Origin of the sequence: Pseudomonas sp. R37(2017) (genome assembly GCF_002113375.1) — a bacterium.
Classification (GTDB): domain Bacteria; phylum Pseudomonadota; class Gammaproteobacteria; order Pseudomonadales; family Pseudomonadaceae; genus Aquipseudomonas.
In genome coordinates, this window is the sequence record NZ_NEHO01000017.1 from 103883 (window position 1) to 120292 (window position 16410).

General features: G+C 59.5%; 15 protein-coding genes and 2 pseudogenes. 6 read left to right on the plus strand and 11 right to left on the minus strand.

From position 1 onward, the window contains the following. Positions 1-73: 73 nt before the first annotated feature. Positions 74-979: a 30S ribosomal protein S6--L-glutamate ligase gene (gene rimK / locus CAG47_RS22855; RefSeq protein ID WP_007972871.1), complete on the minus strand. Its 906-nt coding sequence runs from the start codon at positions 977-979 to the stop codon at positions 74-76. Beyond that, a complete protein-coding gene (locus tag CAG47_RS22860) occupies positions 976-1437 on the minus strand; it encodes an ATP-dependent zinc protease (protein WP_177409066.1) in 462 nt (153 codons plus the stop codon). Before CAG47_RS22860 ends, rimK begins: the two co-directional genes overlap by 4 nt. 234 nt (positions 1438-1671) lie before the next feature. Between CAG47_RS22860 and CAG47_RS22865 the strand changes: the two genes are divergently transcribed. From CAG47_RS22865 to CAG47_RS22875, 3 genes are all read left to right on the plus strand, one after another. After that, on the plus strand, positions 1672-2076 hold the full coding sequence (locus tag CAG47_RS22865; RefSeq protein WP_085727680.1) for an RNA-binding S4 domain-containing protein: 405 nt from the start codon (positions 1672-1674) through the stop codon (positions 2074-2076). Between the two features lie 203 nt (positions 2077-2279). Beyond that, positions 2280-3182, plus strand: a complete 903-nt coding sequence (hslO, locus tag CAG47_RS22870) for an Hsp33 family molecular chaperone HslO (RefSeq protein WP_085727682.1) — start codon at positions 2280-2282, stop codon at positions 3180-3182. Positions 3183-3362: 180 nt separating this feature from the next. Then, positions 3363-4904, plus strand: a complete 1542-nt coding sequence (locus CAG47_RS22875; RefSeq protein WP_085727685.1) for a phosphoenolpyruvate carboxykinase — start codon at positions 3363-3365, stop codon at positions 4902-4904. A gap of 134 nt (positions 4905-5038) precedes the next feature. Here the strand turns inward: CAG47_RS22875 and CAG47_RS22880 are convergent, their stop codons facing one another. The 4 genes from CAG47_RS22880 to CAG47_RS22895 all read right to left on the minus strand — a co-directional run bounded on the left by CAG47_RS22880 (position 5039) and on the right by CAG47_RS22895 (position 8012). Then, positions 5039-6316 (minus strand): type II toxin-antitoxin system HipA family toxin, encoded by a 1278-nt coding sequence (locus CAG47_RS22880; RefSeq protein ID WP_085727687.1) that lies wholly within the window; start codon positions 6314-6316, stop codon positions 5039-5041. Beyond that, entirely contained in the window at positions 6313-6807 is a 495-nt protein-coding gene (locus tag CAG47_RS22885) for a helix-turn-helix domain-containing protein (protein ID WP_085727689.1), read from the minus strand. Before CAG47_RS22885 ends, CAG47_RS22880 begins: the two co-directional genes overlap by 4 nt. A 202-nt stretch (positions 6808-7009) precedes the next feature. Next, a complete protein-coding gene (locus tag CAG47_RS22890) occupies positions 7010-7306 on the minus strand; it encodes a hypothetical protein (RefSeq protein ID WP_085727691.1) in 297 nt (98 codons plus the stop codon). Between the two features lie 415 nt (positions 7307-7721). Beyond that, positions 7722-8012, minus strand: a complete 291-nt coding sequence (locus CAG47_RS22895; RefSeq protein ID WP_085727693.1) for a hypothetical protein — start codon at positions 8010-8012, stop codon at positions 7722-7724. 449 nt (positions 8013-8461) lie between these two features. Between CAG47_RS22895 and CAG47_RS22900 the strand changes: the two genes are divergently transcribed. Together CAG47_RS22900 and CAG47_RS22905 are read left to right on the plus strand one after the other, a co-directional pair. After that, positions 8462-10396, plus strand: coding sequence for an ATP-dependent DNA helicase RecQ (locus CAG47_RS22900; RefSeq protein WP_085727695.1), 1935 nt, complete (start codon positions 8462-8464; stop codon positions 10394-10396). Positions 10397-10503: 107 nt separating this feature from the next. Next, positions 10504-10926 (plus strand): thioesterase family protein, encoded by a 423-nt coding sequence (locus tag CAG47_RS22905; RefSeq protein ID WP_085727703.1) that lies wholly within the window; start codon positions 10504-10506, stop codon positions 10924-10926. Between the two features lie 66 nt (positions 10927-10992). Here the strand turns inward: CAG47_RS22905 and CAG47_RS22910 are convergent, their stop codons facing one another. From CAG47_RS22910 to CAG47_RS22925, 4 genes are all read right to left on the minus strand, one after another. Further along, entirely contained in the window at positions 10993-11478 is a 486-nt protein-coding gene (locus CAG47_RS22910) for a glycine zipper domain-containing protein (protein WP_085727697.1), read from the minus strand. A gap of 359 nt (positions 11479-11837) precedes the next feature. Beyond that, on the minus strand, positions 11838-14186 hold the full coding sequence (locus tag CAG47_RS22915) for an FdhF/YdeP family oxidoreductase (RefSeq protein ID WP_085727699.1): 2349 nt from the start codon (positions 14184-14186) through the stop codon (positions 11838-11840). Next, positions 14183-15022, minus strand: coding sequence for a formate dehydrogenase accessory sulfurtransferase FdhD (fdhD, locus tag CAG47_RS22920; RefSeq protein WP_085727705.1), 840 nt, complete (start codon positions 15020-15022; stop codon positions 14183-14185). The genes CAG47_RS22915 and fdhD overlap by 4 nt, the downstream gene beginning before the upstream one ends. A 92-nt stretch (positions 15023-15114) precedes the next feature. Beyond that, complete coding sequence (locus CAG47_RS22925) at positions 15115-16002, minus strand: LysR family transcriptional regulator (RefSeq protein ID WP_085727701.1); 888 nt, start codon at positions 16000-16002, stop codon at positions 15115-15117. On the opposite strand from CAG47_RS22925, the pseudogene CAG47_RS29465 reads away from it, so the two are divergent. Beyond that, a pseudogene (locus CAG47_RS29465) lies at positions 15995-16195 on the plus strand (BON domain-containing protein); the annotation flags it as partial. The gene CAG47_RS22925 and the pseudogene CAG47_RS29465 overlap by 8 nt on opposite strands. Before the next feature lie 125 nt (positions 16196-16320). On the opposite strand, the pseudogene CAG47_RS28355 reads toward CAG47_RS29465, so the two are convergent. Further along, positions 16321-16410, minus strand: a pseudogene (locus CAG47_RS28355) (haloacid dehalogenase); the annotation flags it as partial.

The window sequence follows — 16410 nt, forward strand, 5'->3', positions numbered from 1 at the left end:
GAGCGCCAAGCTTCAAGCTGCAAGAAAAGCGGCTTTTCACTTGCCGCTTAAAGCTTGCAGCTTATAGCTGCTTTTAGCCCTTCCCTTTGGTCCGCGTCATGTTCGGCCCGCCGTTCTTCTCCAAATGCTCAATGATGATCCCCGCCACATTCTTCCCGGTGGTGGTCTCGATCCCTTCAAGCCCCGGCGAGGAGTTCACTTCCATCACCAGCGGCCCGTGATTGGAGCGCAGGATGTCGACACCGGCGACCGCCAGGCCCATGACCTTCGCCGCGCGCAAAGCGGTCATGCGCTCCTCTGGCGTGATCTTGATCAGGCTCGCGCTGCCACCGCGATGCAGGTTGGAGCGAAACTCGCCGGGTTTGGCCTGGCGCTTCATCGCTGCAATCACCTTGTCACCGACGACGAAGCAGCGAATGTCCGCGCCGCCGGCTTCCTTGATGTACTCCTGAACCATGATGTTCTGCTTGAGGCCCATGAACGCCTCGATCACCGACTCTGCCGCTGTCGCGGTTTCACATAGCACCACGCCAATGCCCTGGGTGCCTTCCAGCACCTTGATCACCAACGGCGCGCCGTTGACCATTTCGATCAGGTCGGGAATGTCATCGGGGGAGTGGGCAAACCCGGTAACCGGCAAACCGATCCCCCGACGGGACAACAATTGCAGTGAGCGCAGCTTGTCCCGCGAACGGGCAATGGCCACCGATTCGTTGAGCGGGAATACCCCCATCATTTCGAACTGACGCAGCACCGCGCAACCATAGAACGTCACGGACGCACCGATCCGTGGAATCACCGCATCGAAACCCTCCAGTGGCTTTCCGCGGTAGTGGATCTGCGGCTTGTGGCTGGCAATGTTCATGTAGGCGCGCAGGGTATCGACCACCACCATTTCATGACCACGTTCGGTACCGGCTTCGACCAGGCGACGGGTGGAATACAGACGCGGATTCCGCGACAGCACAGCGATCTTCATGCAACACCTGTGGAGGAGGTAGATACCGGGAACACCGGCTTGTCTTGTACATACTTGATGCCCGGATTGACCACCAACTGGCCGTCGATCAGGGCTTTGGAGCCGAGCAGCAGGCGATAGCGCATGGACTTGCGGCAGGCGAGCGTGAACTCGACCCGCCAGACCCGATCACCAAGGGCCAGGGTGGTGCTGATCACGTATCGCACCTGCGCGTGACCGTTTGAGCTTTTAATGGTTTTCATCGTCACCAGCGGTGCTTCGCAGCGTCGGTGGCGCAGCTGGACGACGGAACCCAGGTGAGCGGTAAAGCGCACCCACTGCTCTCCATCGCGCTCGAATGGCTCGATTTCAGTGGCGTGGAGGCTTGAGGTGCTGGCACCGGTGTCGATTTTTGCCCGAAGGCCCGCGACTCCCAAATCCGGGAGCGCTATCCACTCGCGCAGACCGACAACGGTCAAATGGTCAAATGTCTTCAATAGTGCTCAACCGGCAGAAACCGCTCGGGCCGCAGGCGGCCAACTTCGCGGTATTCACGCAGAATAATGATTAAAAGGCGACAGATATCTACAGCCCGAATTTTCAGCCCCGCAAGGTGGTTATGAAATGTCAGCATTGTAGTCCGGGCTGGTGAAATTCTTGGCACGACAGAAACGGTAGTACAGTTCACCAATATTTCAGAATGAGGAAATTCCATGGCACAAAAAAACGAAGAGGAGGACAAAGTCCGCCTCGATAAATGGTTGTGGGCTGCACGTTTCTACAAAACCCGTGCCTTGGCCAAGGCGGCGATTGAAAGCGGCAAGGTCCATTACCGGGGCGAGCGCTGCAAGCCGGGCAAGGAGCCGCGCATCGGCGATGAATTCGAAATCCGTACCGGCTTCGATGAGCGCACGGTGGTGGTCCAGGCGCTGTCCATTGTGCGCCGTGGCGCACCAGAAGCTCAGACACTCTATACCGAGACCGAAGCCAGCATCGCCAAGCGCGAAGCCGCCGCGGCCCAGCGCAAGGCGGGCGCGCTGGGTGTGAGCACCGATGGCAAGCCGAGCAAGAAGCAGCGACGGGATCTGTTCAAGTTTCGCGGCAGCAGCAACGAATAGTCCCGATTCGGACCCTTTGTCCGGGACCTACTTGCAATTGCCTGGGCGAGTAACCATATCGGGGGATTCCCCGACGCCGAAGCGAGCCTGCAAATAGCCGCTCGTCGAAAATCACTACAGCATCCGACCCCATGGGCCATAAAGAGGGCCTACGGCGTCAGAGGCGTTGAATTCCATTTTTTACCATTCAGATACCCAGACTTATGACCGACCTACCGGATACCGACTTCACTCAACGCTTCATCTTTGATGACAGCGACACCCGTGGCGAGATGGTTTCGCTGGAACTCAGCTACGCCGAAGTCCTGGCCAAACACGCCTATCCAGAGCCGGTTGCGCAACTGCTCGGCGAACTGATGGCGGCTGCGGCGCTGCTGGTCGGCACCTTGAAGTTCGATGGGTTGCTGATCCTCCAGGCCCGTTCCGAAGGCCCGATCCCGCTGCTGATGATCGAGTGCTCCAGCGAGCGCGACATCCGTGGCCTGGCCCGTTACGAGGCGGACCGGATTGCACCTGACGCGACCCTGTCCGACCTGATGCCGGATGGCTCGTTGACCTTGACCATCGACCCAAGGCAGGGCCAGCGCTACCAGGGTGTCGTCGATCTCGACGGCACGGATCTGTCCGAGTGCTTTACCAACTACTTCGTCATGTCCCAGCAGATCGGCACGCGCATCACGCTGTGCGCCGATGGCCGCCGTGCCCGCGGCATCCTGCTGCAGCAACTGCCGGCCGACCGCATCAAGGACGAAGAAGAACGCGCCGCCAACTGGCAGCACCTCTCTGCGCTGACCGGTACGTTGACCGTCGATGAGCTGTTGGGCCTGGACAATGAAACCGTGCTCCATCGTCTCTACCACGAGGAGCAGGTGCGTCTGTTCGACGTGCAGAAACTGCGCTTCCGTTGCAGCTGTTCCCGTGAACGTTCGGCCAATGCGCTGGTCAGTCTTGGTCAGGAAGATGCGCAGAATCTGGTGGTCGAACACGGTGGACACATCGAAATCGACTGTCAGTTCTGCAACCAGCAATACCTGTTCGATGCCGCCGATGTCGCTCAATTGTTCGCCGGCGCGGGCGTCGAGACGCCGTCAGATACCCGTCACTAAAACGGTTCAGCGCAGGTAAATTCACTGCCATGTGCCGGATTAACGCCGTTACGACAGGAGGGGCCTACTTTTTTTGGGCGTTTCTGGCATAATCCGGCCCACTTTTTTCGCGGTAGTAGTGCACGACTTTCTACTACAAAAACGTTTGGAGCACTCGGCCACTGGCCGACGGGGAACCTCATGACGCAAGCCAATAACGCCGTGTACACCGATCTGAGTGTTGATGATCTGGTTAAAGAAGCCCTCAACCGCGGTGAAGGCGAGCTTGCCGATACCGGCGCACTGGTTGTTCGTACCGGTCACCGTACCGGCCGTTCGCCAGTCGACCGTTTCATCGTTGACGAGCCGAGCACCACGGGCGCCATCGCCTGGGGCCCGATCAACCGCAAGTTCCCGGCCGACAAGTTCGACGCCCTGTGGGCTCGCGTTGAGGCATTCAACAACGCGCAAGAGCATTTCGTTTCCCACGTGCATGTAGGTGCCGCTTCCGAGCACTACCTGGCCGTGAAGATGACCACCCAGACCGCCTGGCAGAACCTGTTCGGCCGCTGCCTGTTCATCAACCCGGCCCAGTACAACCCGGCTGGCCGCGATGAGTGGCAAGTGCTGAACGTTGCCAACTTCGAGTGCGTGCCAGGGCGTGACGGCACCAACTCCGATGGCTGCGTGATCATCAACTTCGCACAGAAGAAAGTGCTGATCGCCGGCATGCGTTACGCCGGTGAAATGAAGAAAGCCATGTTCTCGGTGCAGAACTTCCTGCTGCCGGCCGCTGACGTGCTGCCTATGCACTGCGCCGCCAACATCGGCGAAGAGGGCGACGTGACCCTGTTCTTCGGTCTGTCCGGCACCGGCAAGACCACCCTGTCCGCCGACGAAAGCCGTTACCTGATCGGTGACGACGAACACGGCTGGGGCGAGGGCGTGGTGTTCAACATCGAAGGCGGTTGCTATGCCAAGTGCATCGACCTGTCCGAGAAGAACGAGCCGGTCATCTGGAAAGCCATCAAGCACGGCGCAGTATTGGAAAACGTTGTTATCGACGACGCCAAGCACGCCGACTACGCCGATGTCAGCCTGACCCAGAACAGCCGTGCCGCGTACCCGCTGGAGCACGTTGCCAAGCGTTCCGAGAAGAACCTGGGTGGCGAGCCGAACGCGGTGATCTTCCTGACTTGCGACCTGACCGGCGTACTGCCGCCAGTGTCGATCCTGAACAACGAGCAAGCGGCCTACCACTTCCTGTCGGGCTACACCGCACTGGTGGGTTCGACCGAAATGGGTTCGGGCAGCGGCATCAAGTCGACCTTCTCCACCTGCTTCGGCGCACCGTTCTTCCCGCGCCCGGCTGGCGAATATGCCGAGCTGCTGATCAAGCGCATCAAGAGCTTCGGTTCCAAGGTATACCTGGTCAACACCGGTTGGACCGGTGGTGGCTATGGCGTCGGCAAGCGCTTCAACATCCCGACCACCCGCGCAGTGATCGCAGCGATCCAGAGCGGCGCTCTGATCGGTGCCGAGACCGAGCACCTGGACACCATCAACCTCGACGTGCCACTGGCCGTACCGGGCGTTGAGACCGTCCTGCTGAACCCACGCAACACCTGGGCTGACAAAGCCGCCTACGACGAAGCCGCCAAGGCACTGGCCGGCCTGTTCATCGAGAACTTCAAGAAGTTCGAAGTGAGCGAAGCGATCAAGGCTGCGGGTCCAAAGCTGTAAGCGTTGGATTGAGCTAACGAAGAAGCCGTCCCGAGGGGCGGTTTTTTTGTGTCCGCGTGAATCCTCGACAGCGCGTGGACGTTACAGGCCTTCCAACTGCATCAAGTTGTCTTCGGGGAAGTTGGGGGCGATTATCATTGAGCAGGTTCCGCCAATCGAAATGCAGGTGCCATATTGTCCTGCTCACGTTTCGACAGCCCCAGAGCGCTCGCTAGCGTTGGCCATTGGCCGACGACTTGTTTGAAATTGTCGATGATGTTTTCTGCATCCGCGCGACTGACTCGAAAATACTCCGCCACTTCTCGCGCCAGCTCCAGATCCAGGGCATTGTCGGAATCGGTGATGTTCAGCTTCAAGCCGTCTGCGTGGGCCACCGGGTTCATGTCATAAGCGGCAGACAAGCGCCATCCTCGACCCGGATCAAGGATAAAACCATGGTTGCGCAGGTGGTCGTCGGTGTTGGAGACCAGAATGTTGAACACAATCCGAGACCACAACTCCCGCAGATCTGCCTTGGTTTCCGAGCCGTGTTCCATGAGCACTTCGGCCAACTCAAGGTAGCCCGCACCCACTGAGGCGTCGTCGCCATCAACACGATCGGTCATGGTCATGGCCGAGGCAAAGTGCAGTCGGCCGCCCCGTTCGGTGCGATCGAAGCGCTTGACCATGAAACAGTGATAATTGCTGGCGTAGCGTCGGGCAATTCCGGTCGCGACTCGCAGGCCACAGTGATTGGCCAAGGCATTCACCACCATTTCCCATGCGCCAACGTCATAGTCGTCGCGGGTGCTCGGGAACTTGGCAATCCACAAATGCCCGTGCTCGTCGGCAACGCTGGCCTTGGGGCGCGCACCACCCAGTGAGCCTCCCGGTGCGATCAGCATTCGCAGCCACTCGCGGCCGTCGAGTGAGGTATTGTCTGGATCGTTTTCCAGTGCGCGGCTTGCTTGCTCCAATGTCCGTAACTCTATGAAAGGTGGAGCGGCCACGCCATCGCGATCATCGAGAAAGTTGCCTTGGTCATTGAGCTTGTAGCGGATCGCGCCAACCCGATAGAGGTCATGTACGCCTAACAGGAAATCCGACTCGTAGAGCTTGCTGCCTTTAGCCACCAGGCCTTCGCGGACATCTCGTTCCATCCGCCGCTTCATCAACAATTGACCCCAGCGGTCCGGGCTTGAGTCAGCGAACACGCCAAATCGGCTTTGATGTTGCCCCGGGAACTGACGACCTTCATAGAGCCCGATTCGAGGGTCCAGCGGTGTGAAGTTCAACTCGGGATCTACGAGTGCCGCAGCGTCGTATTCAAATTCGAAGACGTCCGTGGAGAGGGTTTTTCGGGAGTGCAAGAAACCGAGGCGCCTGGGGCCATTCAAGGACTCCCAATCGGCATACACCGCAATCTGCGTCATTTTTCACCTGTCGCGGGTTTGGTTTTTCTCTTGGTCAACAGATCGGAAAGTGAGTGGGTGTTGAGGGGGAAGTCAGCGGATAGATCTTCGGCCTGGGTGGCACTTTCAATTACTCCAGTGTCCTTTTCAGGTATCGGAGAGGTTTTATTTATTGTGCTTGTTCTGCGTACTCGTCGGTTCGAGTCTATAGCTGAGGTTGTCTTGGGTTTGAGTTGTGCGTCCTGCAATTGACGGCCCACCTCATCGGTTGCCGCGAGTTTGTTCAAGTCTTTTTCCAGCCCCAAAACTTGCATGACCGACAGGTAGGCTCCAATGGTCACCCCCGAGCCACCTGACTCCAGAGAGCGCAAGGTGGTCAGTGACATGCCCGACCTCTCAGCGACTTGTTTAGCTGTGAGTTTGCGGCGTAGGCGAGCGAGTTTCAGTCGCTCGCCGAACTCGGAAAGTAGTCTGGAAGCGGTGGGCAAGAGCGGAGCTGTCTTCTTGGCCATGTGCCAATATTCCTTCATTAAGGCGCTATAACTGCCAGAATAATAGCACTTAGAGGAAAGGGGGAGCTGTGATTGGAGCATTGAAAAAGACACCATTTTCGTGACGCTGGTTTCCTTGAGGAAGGGATGATAACTGCCATTATTCCAGCTGTTTTTTATTTAAACAGCCAGAATAATGCCATTTGCGCTCTGGTGATTTGTGTCAGGCCGGGGCTTTCCAGTTGAGCATGCGTTGCTGGGCAACCTTGAGCAGGTCGCAGCCGTCCTGGGTCAGGAGGTAGAGCGCGTGGGTGATATGGGGGATGTCTTCGAGGTCGCCGTGTTTGAAGCATTGGCAGTGCAGGGTTTGCAGCAATTCGCTGGAGGCCCGGATGCGTTGAAGGGCGGCTTCGAGGATGTCTTGGGGGTTGGCTTCTGTGTCGATGATTAACGGTGGAGTGTCTGTCAGATTGGTTTCTAGTGGGCGATAGCGATTTGGAAATGGATTCAGAGTTGGCATGAGAGGTACTCGGTTTGTTGTTAAGTAACCGCCAGCACCGTGACCAAACGATGGGAGGCGGACTGTGCGCAGGCTTGGTCAACCGAGAACAACAACCCGGCTCGCCCGAAGGCGTCCCGCACACAGCCGCCATAGCAATGCACTGCGAGAACATAAATGTCCGCGGCGCGAATGATGGCACAACTATGTGCGTTGTTCTCAGGTGACCAAACCTGATCGCTGATTTGGCAGCGATGGGGAGACAGTAAATATTCGTTGTTAGTCGCGATAGCCGACGAGTTGTCTTCTTTTGTAGGACCTTGCCGAAGCTTTCATAGGTCGTTGCTGACGGCGTTATCCACACTGGACCGCGTTATCGTTCTTCGTCGGAACGCCGCCCGGAGCAGGCTCGCTCCCACAGGGAGCTGTGGTGTTTTCAGCCAGTGGACTTCGGCAAGCGCTGCCGGGCGATGTCGAGCAGGTCGTTGCCGTCCTGGGTCAGCAGGTACAGGGCGCTGACGATGTTGGGGATGTCACTCGCTTCGGCTTGTTTGAAACAGGTGCAATAAAGGGTTTCGAGCAGGTCGCTGGCGGCGCGGATGCGTTGTCGGGCGGCGTCGAGGATCTCGTAGGGGTCGGCCTCGGTATCAATGACCAGCACCGGGGTTTCGCTGTAGCGGGTCTTGAGTGGGTGGTAGCGCGCTTTCAGTGAGTCGGGGTGTTTCATTGAGTGGCTCCTGTACGAAATCGGCAAGTGTTCCCGGCTGGCCGAGACACTGTTTTCAGCCGCGCTGGAAACTATAGGAGGGTATGGCGTTGCGGAACAAGACGGCTGAGATCGACACGCGTTGTAAGGGTTTTGTCATATTTTAAGGAACGAGACTACACGTTGAAGGTGGGGTTTCAACGTGAAATAGCGAGAGGTAAAAACGCTTACAACGTTTTCAGTCGTTTCCCACCAAATCTCGGCAGAGAGGGCTTGGGACAATGTCGGATGTTTCGAGTTTTTCGGTGGGTGAGTCGGCTACTTCGCAATCTCTGAGTTGCCCGATTTCTCAAGTCTTTCCAGTCTTGCGCTGTATCATTCAGTCTCGTTTCTACCCCCGACCTTTTCTCGACTCGCTGTGATCGCCGGCCAGGCTTTTGACTCCGCAGCGGTCAACGGAGTGACAGCTCATGCACAACACCCTGGAACAGGTTTTCGGTTATCCACTGTTTCGACCCGGGCAGGAGGCAGCCGTCAGTGCCGTGCTGGCCGGGCACTCCGCAGCGGCGATTTTCCCCACCGGTTCCGGCAAATCCCTTTGCTACCAATTGCCGGCACTGTTGCTGCCGCACCTGACGCTGGTGGTCTCGCCGTTGCTGGCGTTGATGCAGGATCAACTGGCGTTCCTGCAACGCCACGGCATCTCGGCGGGCAGTATCGATTCGGCCCAGAGCCGCGATGAAGCCAGCGATGTCATGGCCCGCGCCAGGTCCGGCGAGTTGAAGATTCTGATGATCTCGGTGGAACGTCTGAAGAACGAACGTTTCCGGCATTTTCTGCAGCAAATACCGATCTCGCTGCTGGTAGTGGACGAGGCGCACTGCATCTCCGAATGGGGGCACAACTTCCGCCCGGACTACCTCAAGCTTCCCGAGTATCAGCGCCAGTTCAACATCCCTCAGGTTCTGCTGCTGACTGCAACGGCGACGCCCAGGGTCATCGCCGACATGCAGGCGAAGTTCGCCATCGCCGCCGAGGATGTAGTGACCACCGGCTTCTATCGCCCGAATTTGAATTTGCTGGTGGAGCCGGTTCGTGGAGCGGACAAGCGCAGACGCCTGGTCGAGTGGATGAGCCAGCGTCCGGGCCAACCGAGCATCGTCTACGTTACCCTGCAGAAAACCGCGGAGCACATCGCTGAACACCTGAGCCGCAACGGCATCCAGGCCGAGGCCTACCACGCAGGTTTGCCCCATGAGCAACGGGAAGCGATCCAGCATCGCTTCATGGGCGGACAGGCCAATTGCATCGTCGCTACCATCGCCTTTGGCATGGGCATCGACAAGAGCGACATCCGTAACGTGGTGCACTTCGACCTGCCCAAATCCATCGAAAACTACAGCCAGGAAATCGGCCGCGCCGGGCGTGACGGGCAGCCGTCGGACTGCCTGGTGCTGGCCAACCGCGACAGCCTCAACGTGCTGGAGAACTTCGTCTACGGCGATACGCCGGAGCTGGATGGCATCCGTTGTGTGCTTGATGAGATGCATGGCGCAGAACCTGAAGGGCAGTGGGAGTTCCTGCTGGGGCCGTTGGCGGATCAGAGCAATATTCGTCAATTGCCGCTCAAGACCTTGCTGGTACAACTCGAATTGCGCGGCTTGATCGCCCCGCGCTACGCGTACTACGCCGAGTACCGGTTCAAGTATGTGCAGGAGCCCGAAGCGCTGTTGGCGCACTTCGAGGGCGAGCGCAAGGATTTCGTCGCCGCCATCATCCAGACCTCCAGCCGCGCCCGGACCTGGGCAACGGTGAATTTCGAAGCGTTGTACGAGCAGCATCAGGCCGAGCGCAGTCGAGTGGTCAAGGCGCTGGATTACTTTCAGGAAAAGGGCTGGGTGGAGCTCGAAAGCAAGCAGATGACCGAGGTCTACAGCGTGTTGCAAAGCGGTTTCGACAGTGTCGCGTTGAGCGAGGAACTGCACGGCTATTTCACCCGGCATGAGCACACCGAGATCGCACGGATTCACGCGATGCTGGATCTGTTCGCCACCGGCCGATGCCTGGGTTATCGCCTGGCCGAGTATTTCGGCGACCACAATGCCCCGCAGCAATGCGGACATTGTTCGGTGTGTCACGGTCAAGTGGCGCGGCTCCCGGCACCACCGGAGTTGCCGGCGCTTGTGGATAAAAACTTCGAGGCCCTGTGTGGCGACTTTATCCACAGGCACGCGCAGCACACGGGCAACACGCCCTCGGCTGAACGCGTGACACGGTTTCTATGCGGGATCAGTGTGCCGTTGTTCACCAGGCTCAAGGCGCGGTCGATTTCCGGGTTTGCGGCGCTGGAGGATTATCCGTATGCCGGGGTGCGGGCGTGGGCGGAACAACACCTGCCGGGTTGAAACACGATCAATGTGAGAGTGGCGGTGCGAGGATTCGACTTGCTCGCGAAGAACGATAGCGCGGTTTCACCTTAGACTTGGCGAAACAACTCCAGGAAGCAATGCTGATGCCCCAACGCACCGACTACCCCCACTTGCAGCCCATCACCACCCGCTGGCACGACAACGACGTCTACGGTCACGTCAACAACGTCACCTATTACAGCTTCTTCGATACGGCGGTGAACACCTACCTGATCGAAGTCGGTGGTCTGGATATCCATGACGGTGAGGTGGTGGGGTTCGTGGTGAGCTCGGCCTGTGATTATTTTGCCTCCATTGCTTTTCCGGATCGCATCGAGATCGGTCTGCGGGTGGGCAAGCTGGGCAACAGTTCGGTGCAATACGAACTGGCGGTGTTCAAGCAAGGGGAAGACGAAGCCTGCGCGGCAGGGCGCTTTGTGCATGTGTTTGTCGATCGAGCGTCGAATCGGCCCGTGGCGATTCCGGCAGGGTTGCGCGGGGCGCTGGAGCGGCTGGTGGTGCAGTAAGGCAAAAAAAATCGCAGCCCTTGGGCTGCGATTTTTGTTGTACCTGCCAGCGAGGCGCTCGAGGGCTCAGTCGCGGTAGTACCTGTGGTGCTTGCGATGGCCATAGGCGTGACCACGGTGACGGTGGTGGTCGCGGTAGTAGCGACGATCGTCATGGCCGCGATACGAACCATGATCGTCGTCTTCATCATCGTACTCTTTGCCCATGTAGTTACCCAGCGCGCCACCGGCGCCACCGCCTGCCGCAGCGCCGATCAGGCTGCCGGTGGTACCGCCCATGCTGCGGCCGACCACGTTACCGCCTGCTGCGCCCAACGCACCGCCAATGGCCGCTTCGCCACGGCTGTGTTTGTTTGCACCGACGGCACTACCACCCGCGCCACCCAGGGCCGCGCCGATGGTGGAACCTGTACTGCCGCCCAACGACTGGCCGACGACCGAGCCCAAAACCCCGCCCAATGCGCCGCCTACACCGGCTTCGGTGGTGCCGCCAGCAGACGCGATACCGCTGACCAGGCCAAGGGACAACAAGAGAATCGAGGAGTACTTCATGGAGGAACCTCAAGGGGATGACGGCGCGATCCTGAGGCTCTGGAATGGGCGTGACAATTGAAATCCGACGAATAACACGACCTGTATACAATATTGCAAGTTACTGTTTTTTGGGCGGAACTTAGCGTTTTTTCGCTGGTCTGTTACTACTTCGCAAAGGCCGTTTTCGTGAGAGAACGGCCTTTTTTGTGGGCGAAAGAAAAGTATTCGAACGGAACCGTTCATGGGGTGAGTCGGCCAACGCCTTCGCGAGCAGGCTCGCTCCCACATTTGATCTTCAGTGAGCACAGCATTTGTGTTCGACCACGATCCACTGTGGGAGCGAGCCTGCTCGCGAAGAGGCCAGATCGAACGACGCGTTACGCCGACCTGGCCATGATCAGTCCAGTCTCGCTCGCCGCTTCCAGGCGGATCGCCACGAACTTCGATGTCGGCGTATGGCTGCCATCGCCAACGCTTTCCAGCGGCACCAGCGGGTTCACTTCCGGATAGTAGGCCGCCGCTTGCCCGGCCGGGATATCAAATGCCAGTAGCGTGAAGCCTTTCACTCGACGTTCCACGCCATCGTCCCAGAGCGCAACGATGTCCGCCTTCTGCCCCGGTTTGAAACCCAGGCGAATGATGTCGGCCTCGTTGACGAACAGCACGTCACGTTGTCCCTTCACCCCGCGATAACGGTCGTTGAGACCATAGATCGTGGTGTTGTACTGATCGTGGGAACGCATCGATTGCATGATCAGGTCCGGCAGCACACCGGTGGCCCGGGTGCGTTCGTGCACTAGGTCTTTGGGCAGTGCGTTCGGACGGAAATTTGCCCGGCCAGAGGCGGTGTTCCACTTGCGCGCGCCGGCACTGTTGCCCAGGTAGAAACCGCCCGGATTCTTGACCTTCTCATTGAAGTCCTTGAAGCCGGGAATGGTCTCGGCTATCAGGTCGCGGATGCGTCGGTAATCGGCCACCAGCCAGTTCCAGTCCACGGGATGGTTGCCCAGGGTTGCGGCGGCGATGCCGGCCAGGATCGCCGGTTCCGAACGCATCTGGTTCGACAATGCCTGCAACTGACCGTTGGAGGCGTGGACCATGCTGAACGAATCTTCCACCGTCACCGCTTGCGGGCCTTCGGTCTGGATATCGATGTCGGTGCGGCCCAGGCACGGCAAAATCAGCGCGTCCTTGCCGTGGGTCAGATGGCTGCGGTTGAGCTTGGTGCTGATCTGGACGGTCAGGTCGCAGTTTTGCAAAGCCTGGAAGGTGCGCGGGCTGTCCGGCGTGGCTTGTGCGAAGTTGCCGCCCAGGCCGATGAAGACTCTTGCCCGGCCTTCAGCCATCGCATGAATGGCCTCGACCACGTTGTGCCCGTCGTGGCGTGGCACCTTGAACTGGAAGCGCCGCTCCAGGGCATCGAGGAACGCCACCGGCGGACGTTCGTTGATGCCCATGGTCCGGTCGCCCTGGACGTTACTGTGGCCGCGTACCGGGCACAGGCCGGCACCCGGGCGGCCAATGTTGCCGCGCAGCAGCATCAGGTTGGCGATTTCCTGGATGGTCGCCACCGAATGGCGATGCTGGGTGATGCCCATGGCCCAGCACATGATGACGTTCTTGCCCTTGGCGTACATGCGAGCCGCTTGTTCGATCTCTACCAGCGTCAGGCCCGATTGCTCGACGATCTGCTCCCACGGCGTTTCGTCGATGGTCGCCAGGTACTCCAGCACATTGGCGCTGTGCTCATTGAGGAAGTCATGGTCGAACACCGCCGGTGCACCGGATTTCTGCGCGTCGCGTTCCCATAGCAGGAGAAATTTCGCCATGCCGCGCATGATCGCCATATCGCCGCCCAGGGCCGGGCGGAAGAACGCAGTGTTGGTCGGCTTGTCGCCGTTGGTGAGCATTTCGAACGCGTGCTGCGGGTGCTGGAAGCGTTCCAGGCCGCGCTCCTTGAGCGGGTTGATGCACACCACTTGTGCGCCGCGTTTCACCGCTTCACGCAGGGGCTCGAGCATGCGCGGGTGGTTGGTGCCGGGGTTCTGGCCCCAGACGAAAATCGCATCGGCGTGTTCGAAATCGTCGAAGGTCACAGTGCCTTTGCCGACGCCAACGCTTTGCGACAACGCCACACCGCTGGCCTCGTGGCACATGTTCGAGCAGTCAGGGAAGTTGTTGGTGCCGTAGGCGCGTACGAACAGCTGATAGAGAAAAGCCGCTTCGTTACTGGCACGACCCGAGGTGTAGAACTCGGCCTGGTCCGGGCTCGACAAGCCATTGAGGTGTTTGGCGATCAGCGCAAACGCGTCATCCCAACTGATCGGCCTGTAGCGGTCGGTTTGTGCGTCATAGCTCATCGGTTCGGTCAGACGACCCTGGTACTCGAGCCAGTAATCGCTCTGTTCCAGCAGCGAGGTGACGCTGTGTTTGGCGAAGAATTTGGCGTCGACACGGCGTTTGGTCGCTTCCCAGTTCACCGCTTTGGCGCCGTTCTCGCAGAACATCACCATGCCCTTTTCCGGAGAGTCGCCCCATGCGCAACCGGGGCAGTCGAAGCCACCGTTCTGGTTGGTCTTGAGCATGATGCGAAGATTCTTCAGCGCGTTGTCGCTGGTCAACCAGGCCTGGGCGACGCTGATCAGTGCGCCCCAGCCACCGGCCGGACCTTTGTAGGGCTTGTAGCGAGGGACGGGTGTCTGGTCGGCTTGACGGTGTTGACTCACGCTTGTTTCTCCAACGTTGGGCTGTACACCCGCGGCGCATTCTTCTGTGGCAAATGGATGAGGTTGAGGTTGTGGCGACGGGCCCATTGCACGGCAAGGCCCGTGGGTGACGACAGGCTGACCAGGGTCTGGATGCCTGCACGCAGGACTTTCTGGATCAATTCGAGGCTGCAGCGGCTGGTGACAATCGCCAGGCCACCCGCAGTCGGAATGTTTTGCCGGACAAGGCCACCGATCAGCTTGTCGAGGGCGTTGTGCCGGCCGATGTCTTCGCGGCCCAGGAGTAACTCGCCCTGGTCGTTCATGAACACTGCCGCGTGCACCGCACCGCAATGTTGCCCCAGTGGCTGGAACGCGCCGATGCGCTGACGCAGGCCTTCGAGCCACGCGGCGGGCGGCAAGGGCGCGCCGGGCAATACCTTGAGGTCCGGCAGTGCCTGCTCGACCGCCTCCACGCCGCACAACCCGCAGCCACTGGTGCCGGCCAGTTGCCGACGTTGCTGCTTGAGGTTCCAGAAGGCGCGATTGGCGATGGTTACTTGCGCGTATTGCGCCGATCCTGAGCCGCTCAGTTGCAGGTCATAAATGTCCGTGGCGTCCTCGATGATGCCGCTACCCAGGCTGAAACCGACAATGAAGTCTTCCAGGTCCGTCGGCGTCACCAGCATGACCGCCTGGCTGATACCGTTGTAGGCAATCGCCAGCGCGACTTCCTCGGCCAGCGCGGTGTTGTCCGATTCCGAGTATTCAAGATTGCTGTAGCTGTAGATCTGGCTGGCGGCGGGCGCGGGCGTTTCGAGGGCAGGCGCCGCGCAGGCAGGGCGCTTGGTGTTCATGGCTTCACCCACGGTTTGATCAGCTTTAAGACTAGGCGCGGCAAACTGTCGCGTCTAATTGCTATTACTGATCTACCGATAGATGCCGTCGATCAAGGGTTCATCTGTGATTGTTGGTAGATCGCGAAACAGGCCTCCGCCAAGGCCGAGCGTGGCGCGCTGCGACGCATGATCAGCCCCAGGCGGCCAAGGGTCTGGGCGTTCTCGATGGGTTGCAGGCGCAAGTGTTCGGTCAGCTCCTCGAGGCCACCGTCCAATGGCATCACGGCGCAACACAGGCCGCCGTGCACCGCTTGCAGCAGTTGATGGACAGCGTCGGTCTGCAACAAAGGTTGTGGGGTCAGGCCGCGGCTATGGAAGTTATGGTCGATGGATTGGCGAAAGTGCATGCCGCTGGTGAGCATGCCCAGTGGCAGTTCGATCAATGATTCCCAGCTCAATGGCGCTTCGCCAAAGGTGAAGAAACGTTGATCGTAGAGCAGCCCCATGCGGGTTTCGCTGAAAGCCAGGGAGTCGAAATGGTCGGCGTCCAGGCGTTCCAGGTAGGAAACACCGAGGTCCAGGCGATTGTTCGCCAGTTGTTCGAGGATCTGCTCGGAACTCAGTGCCGAGAGTTCAAAACGCAGGTTGGGATGTTGCCGGTGCAGGCGCTGCAGCAGCGGCAGCGGATCGAAGCTCGACAGTGGCACCACACCCAGGCGCAACGTACCGACCAGGTTGCCACGACAGGCGGCCGCCTCGGCGTACAAGCCATCGTAGGCCGCCAGTACCGTGCGTGCCCATGCCAGCACGCGCTCGCCCGGTGCGGTAAAACCTTCGAAGCGTTGACCGCGATTGACCAGCGGCAGGTCGAGCTCTTCCTCGAGACTGCGCAGGCGCATGGACAGGGTCGGCTGGGTGATGTGGCAGCGTGCGGCGGCCTGGCCGAAATGGCGGGTTTCGTCGAGCGCGATGAGGAATTTCAGCTGCTTGATGTCCATCTTCGCTCCTGGGCGCGGGAAGGACGCGATTCTATCGCAAGCGGGGTCATGGGTCGGGTTGGATTCGCAGGTGACGGCCGATGGCGACAAGGTCACGGTGACGGGTGAAGTGGCGAGCCAGGAAGAGAAGGAAAAGATTCTGCTGGCCGTGGGCAATATTGCCGGGGCAGTCGTTGGGGATTCCCGAGTAAGTCGTCAAACCGTGTGATGGCCATCGCGGGCAAGCCACGCTCCCACAGGGTCTGAGTCGTTCGCATCCTTCGTGAACGACTCAGACCCTGTGGGAGCGCGGCTTGCCCGCGATGCGGACAACTCGGTCTAGAGCCCTGCAATCAAATCCAGATAATCCCCGACCGCCGCAAACTCCGCCGTATCCTTCGGCCCCTTGCGGCTGTCCGGTTCGCGCAC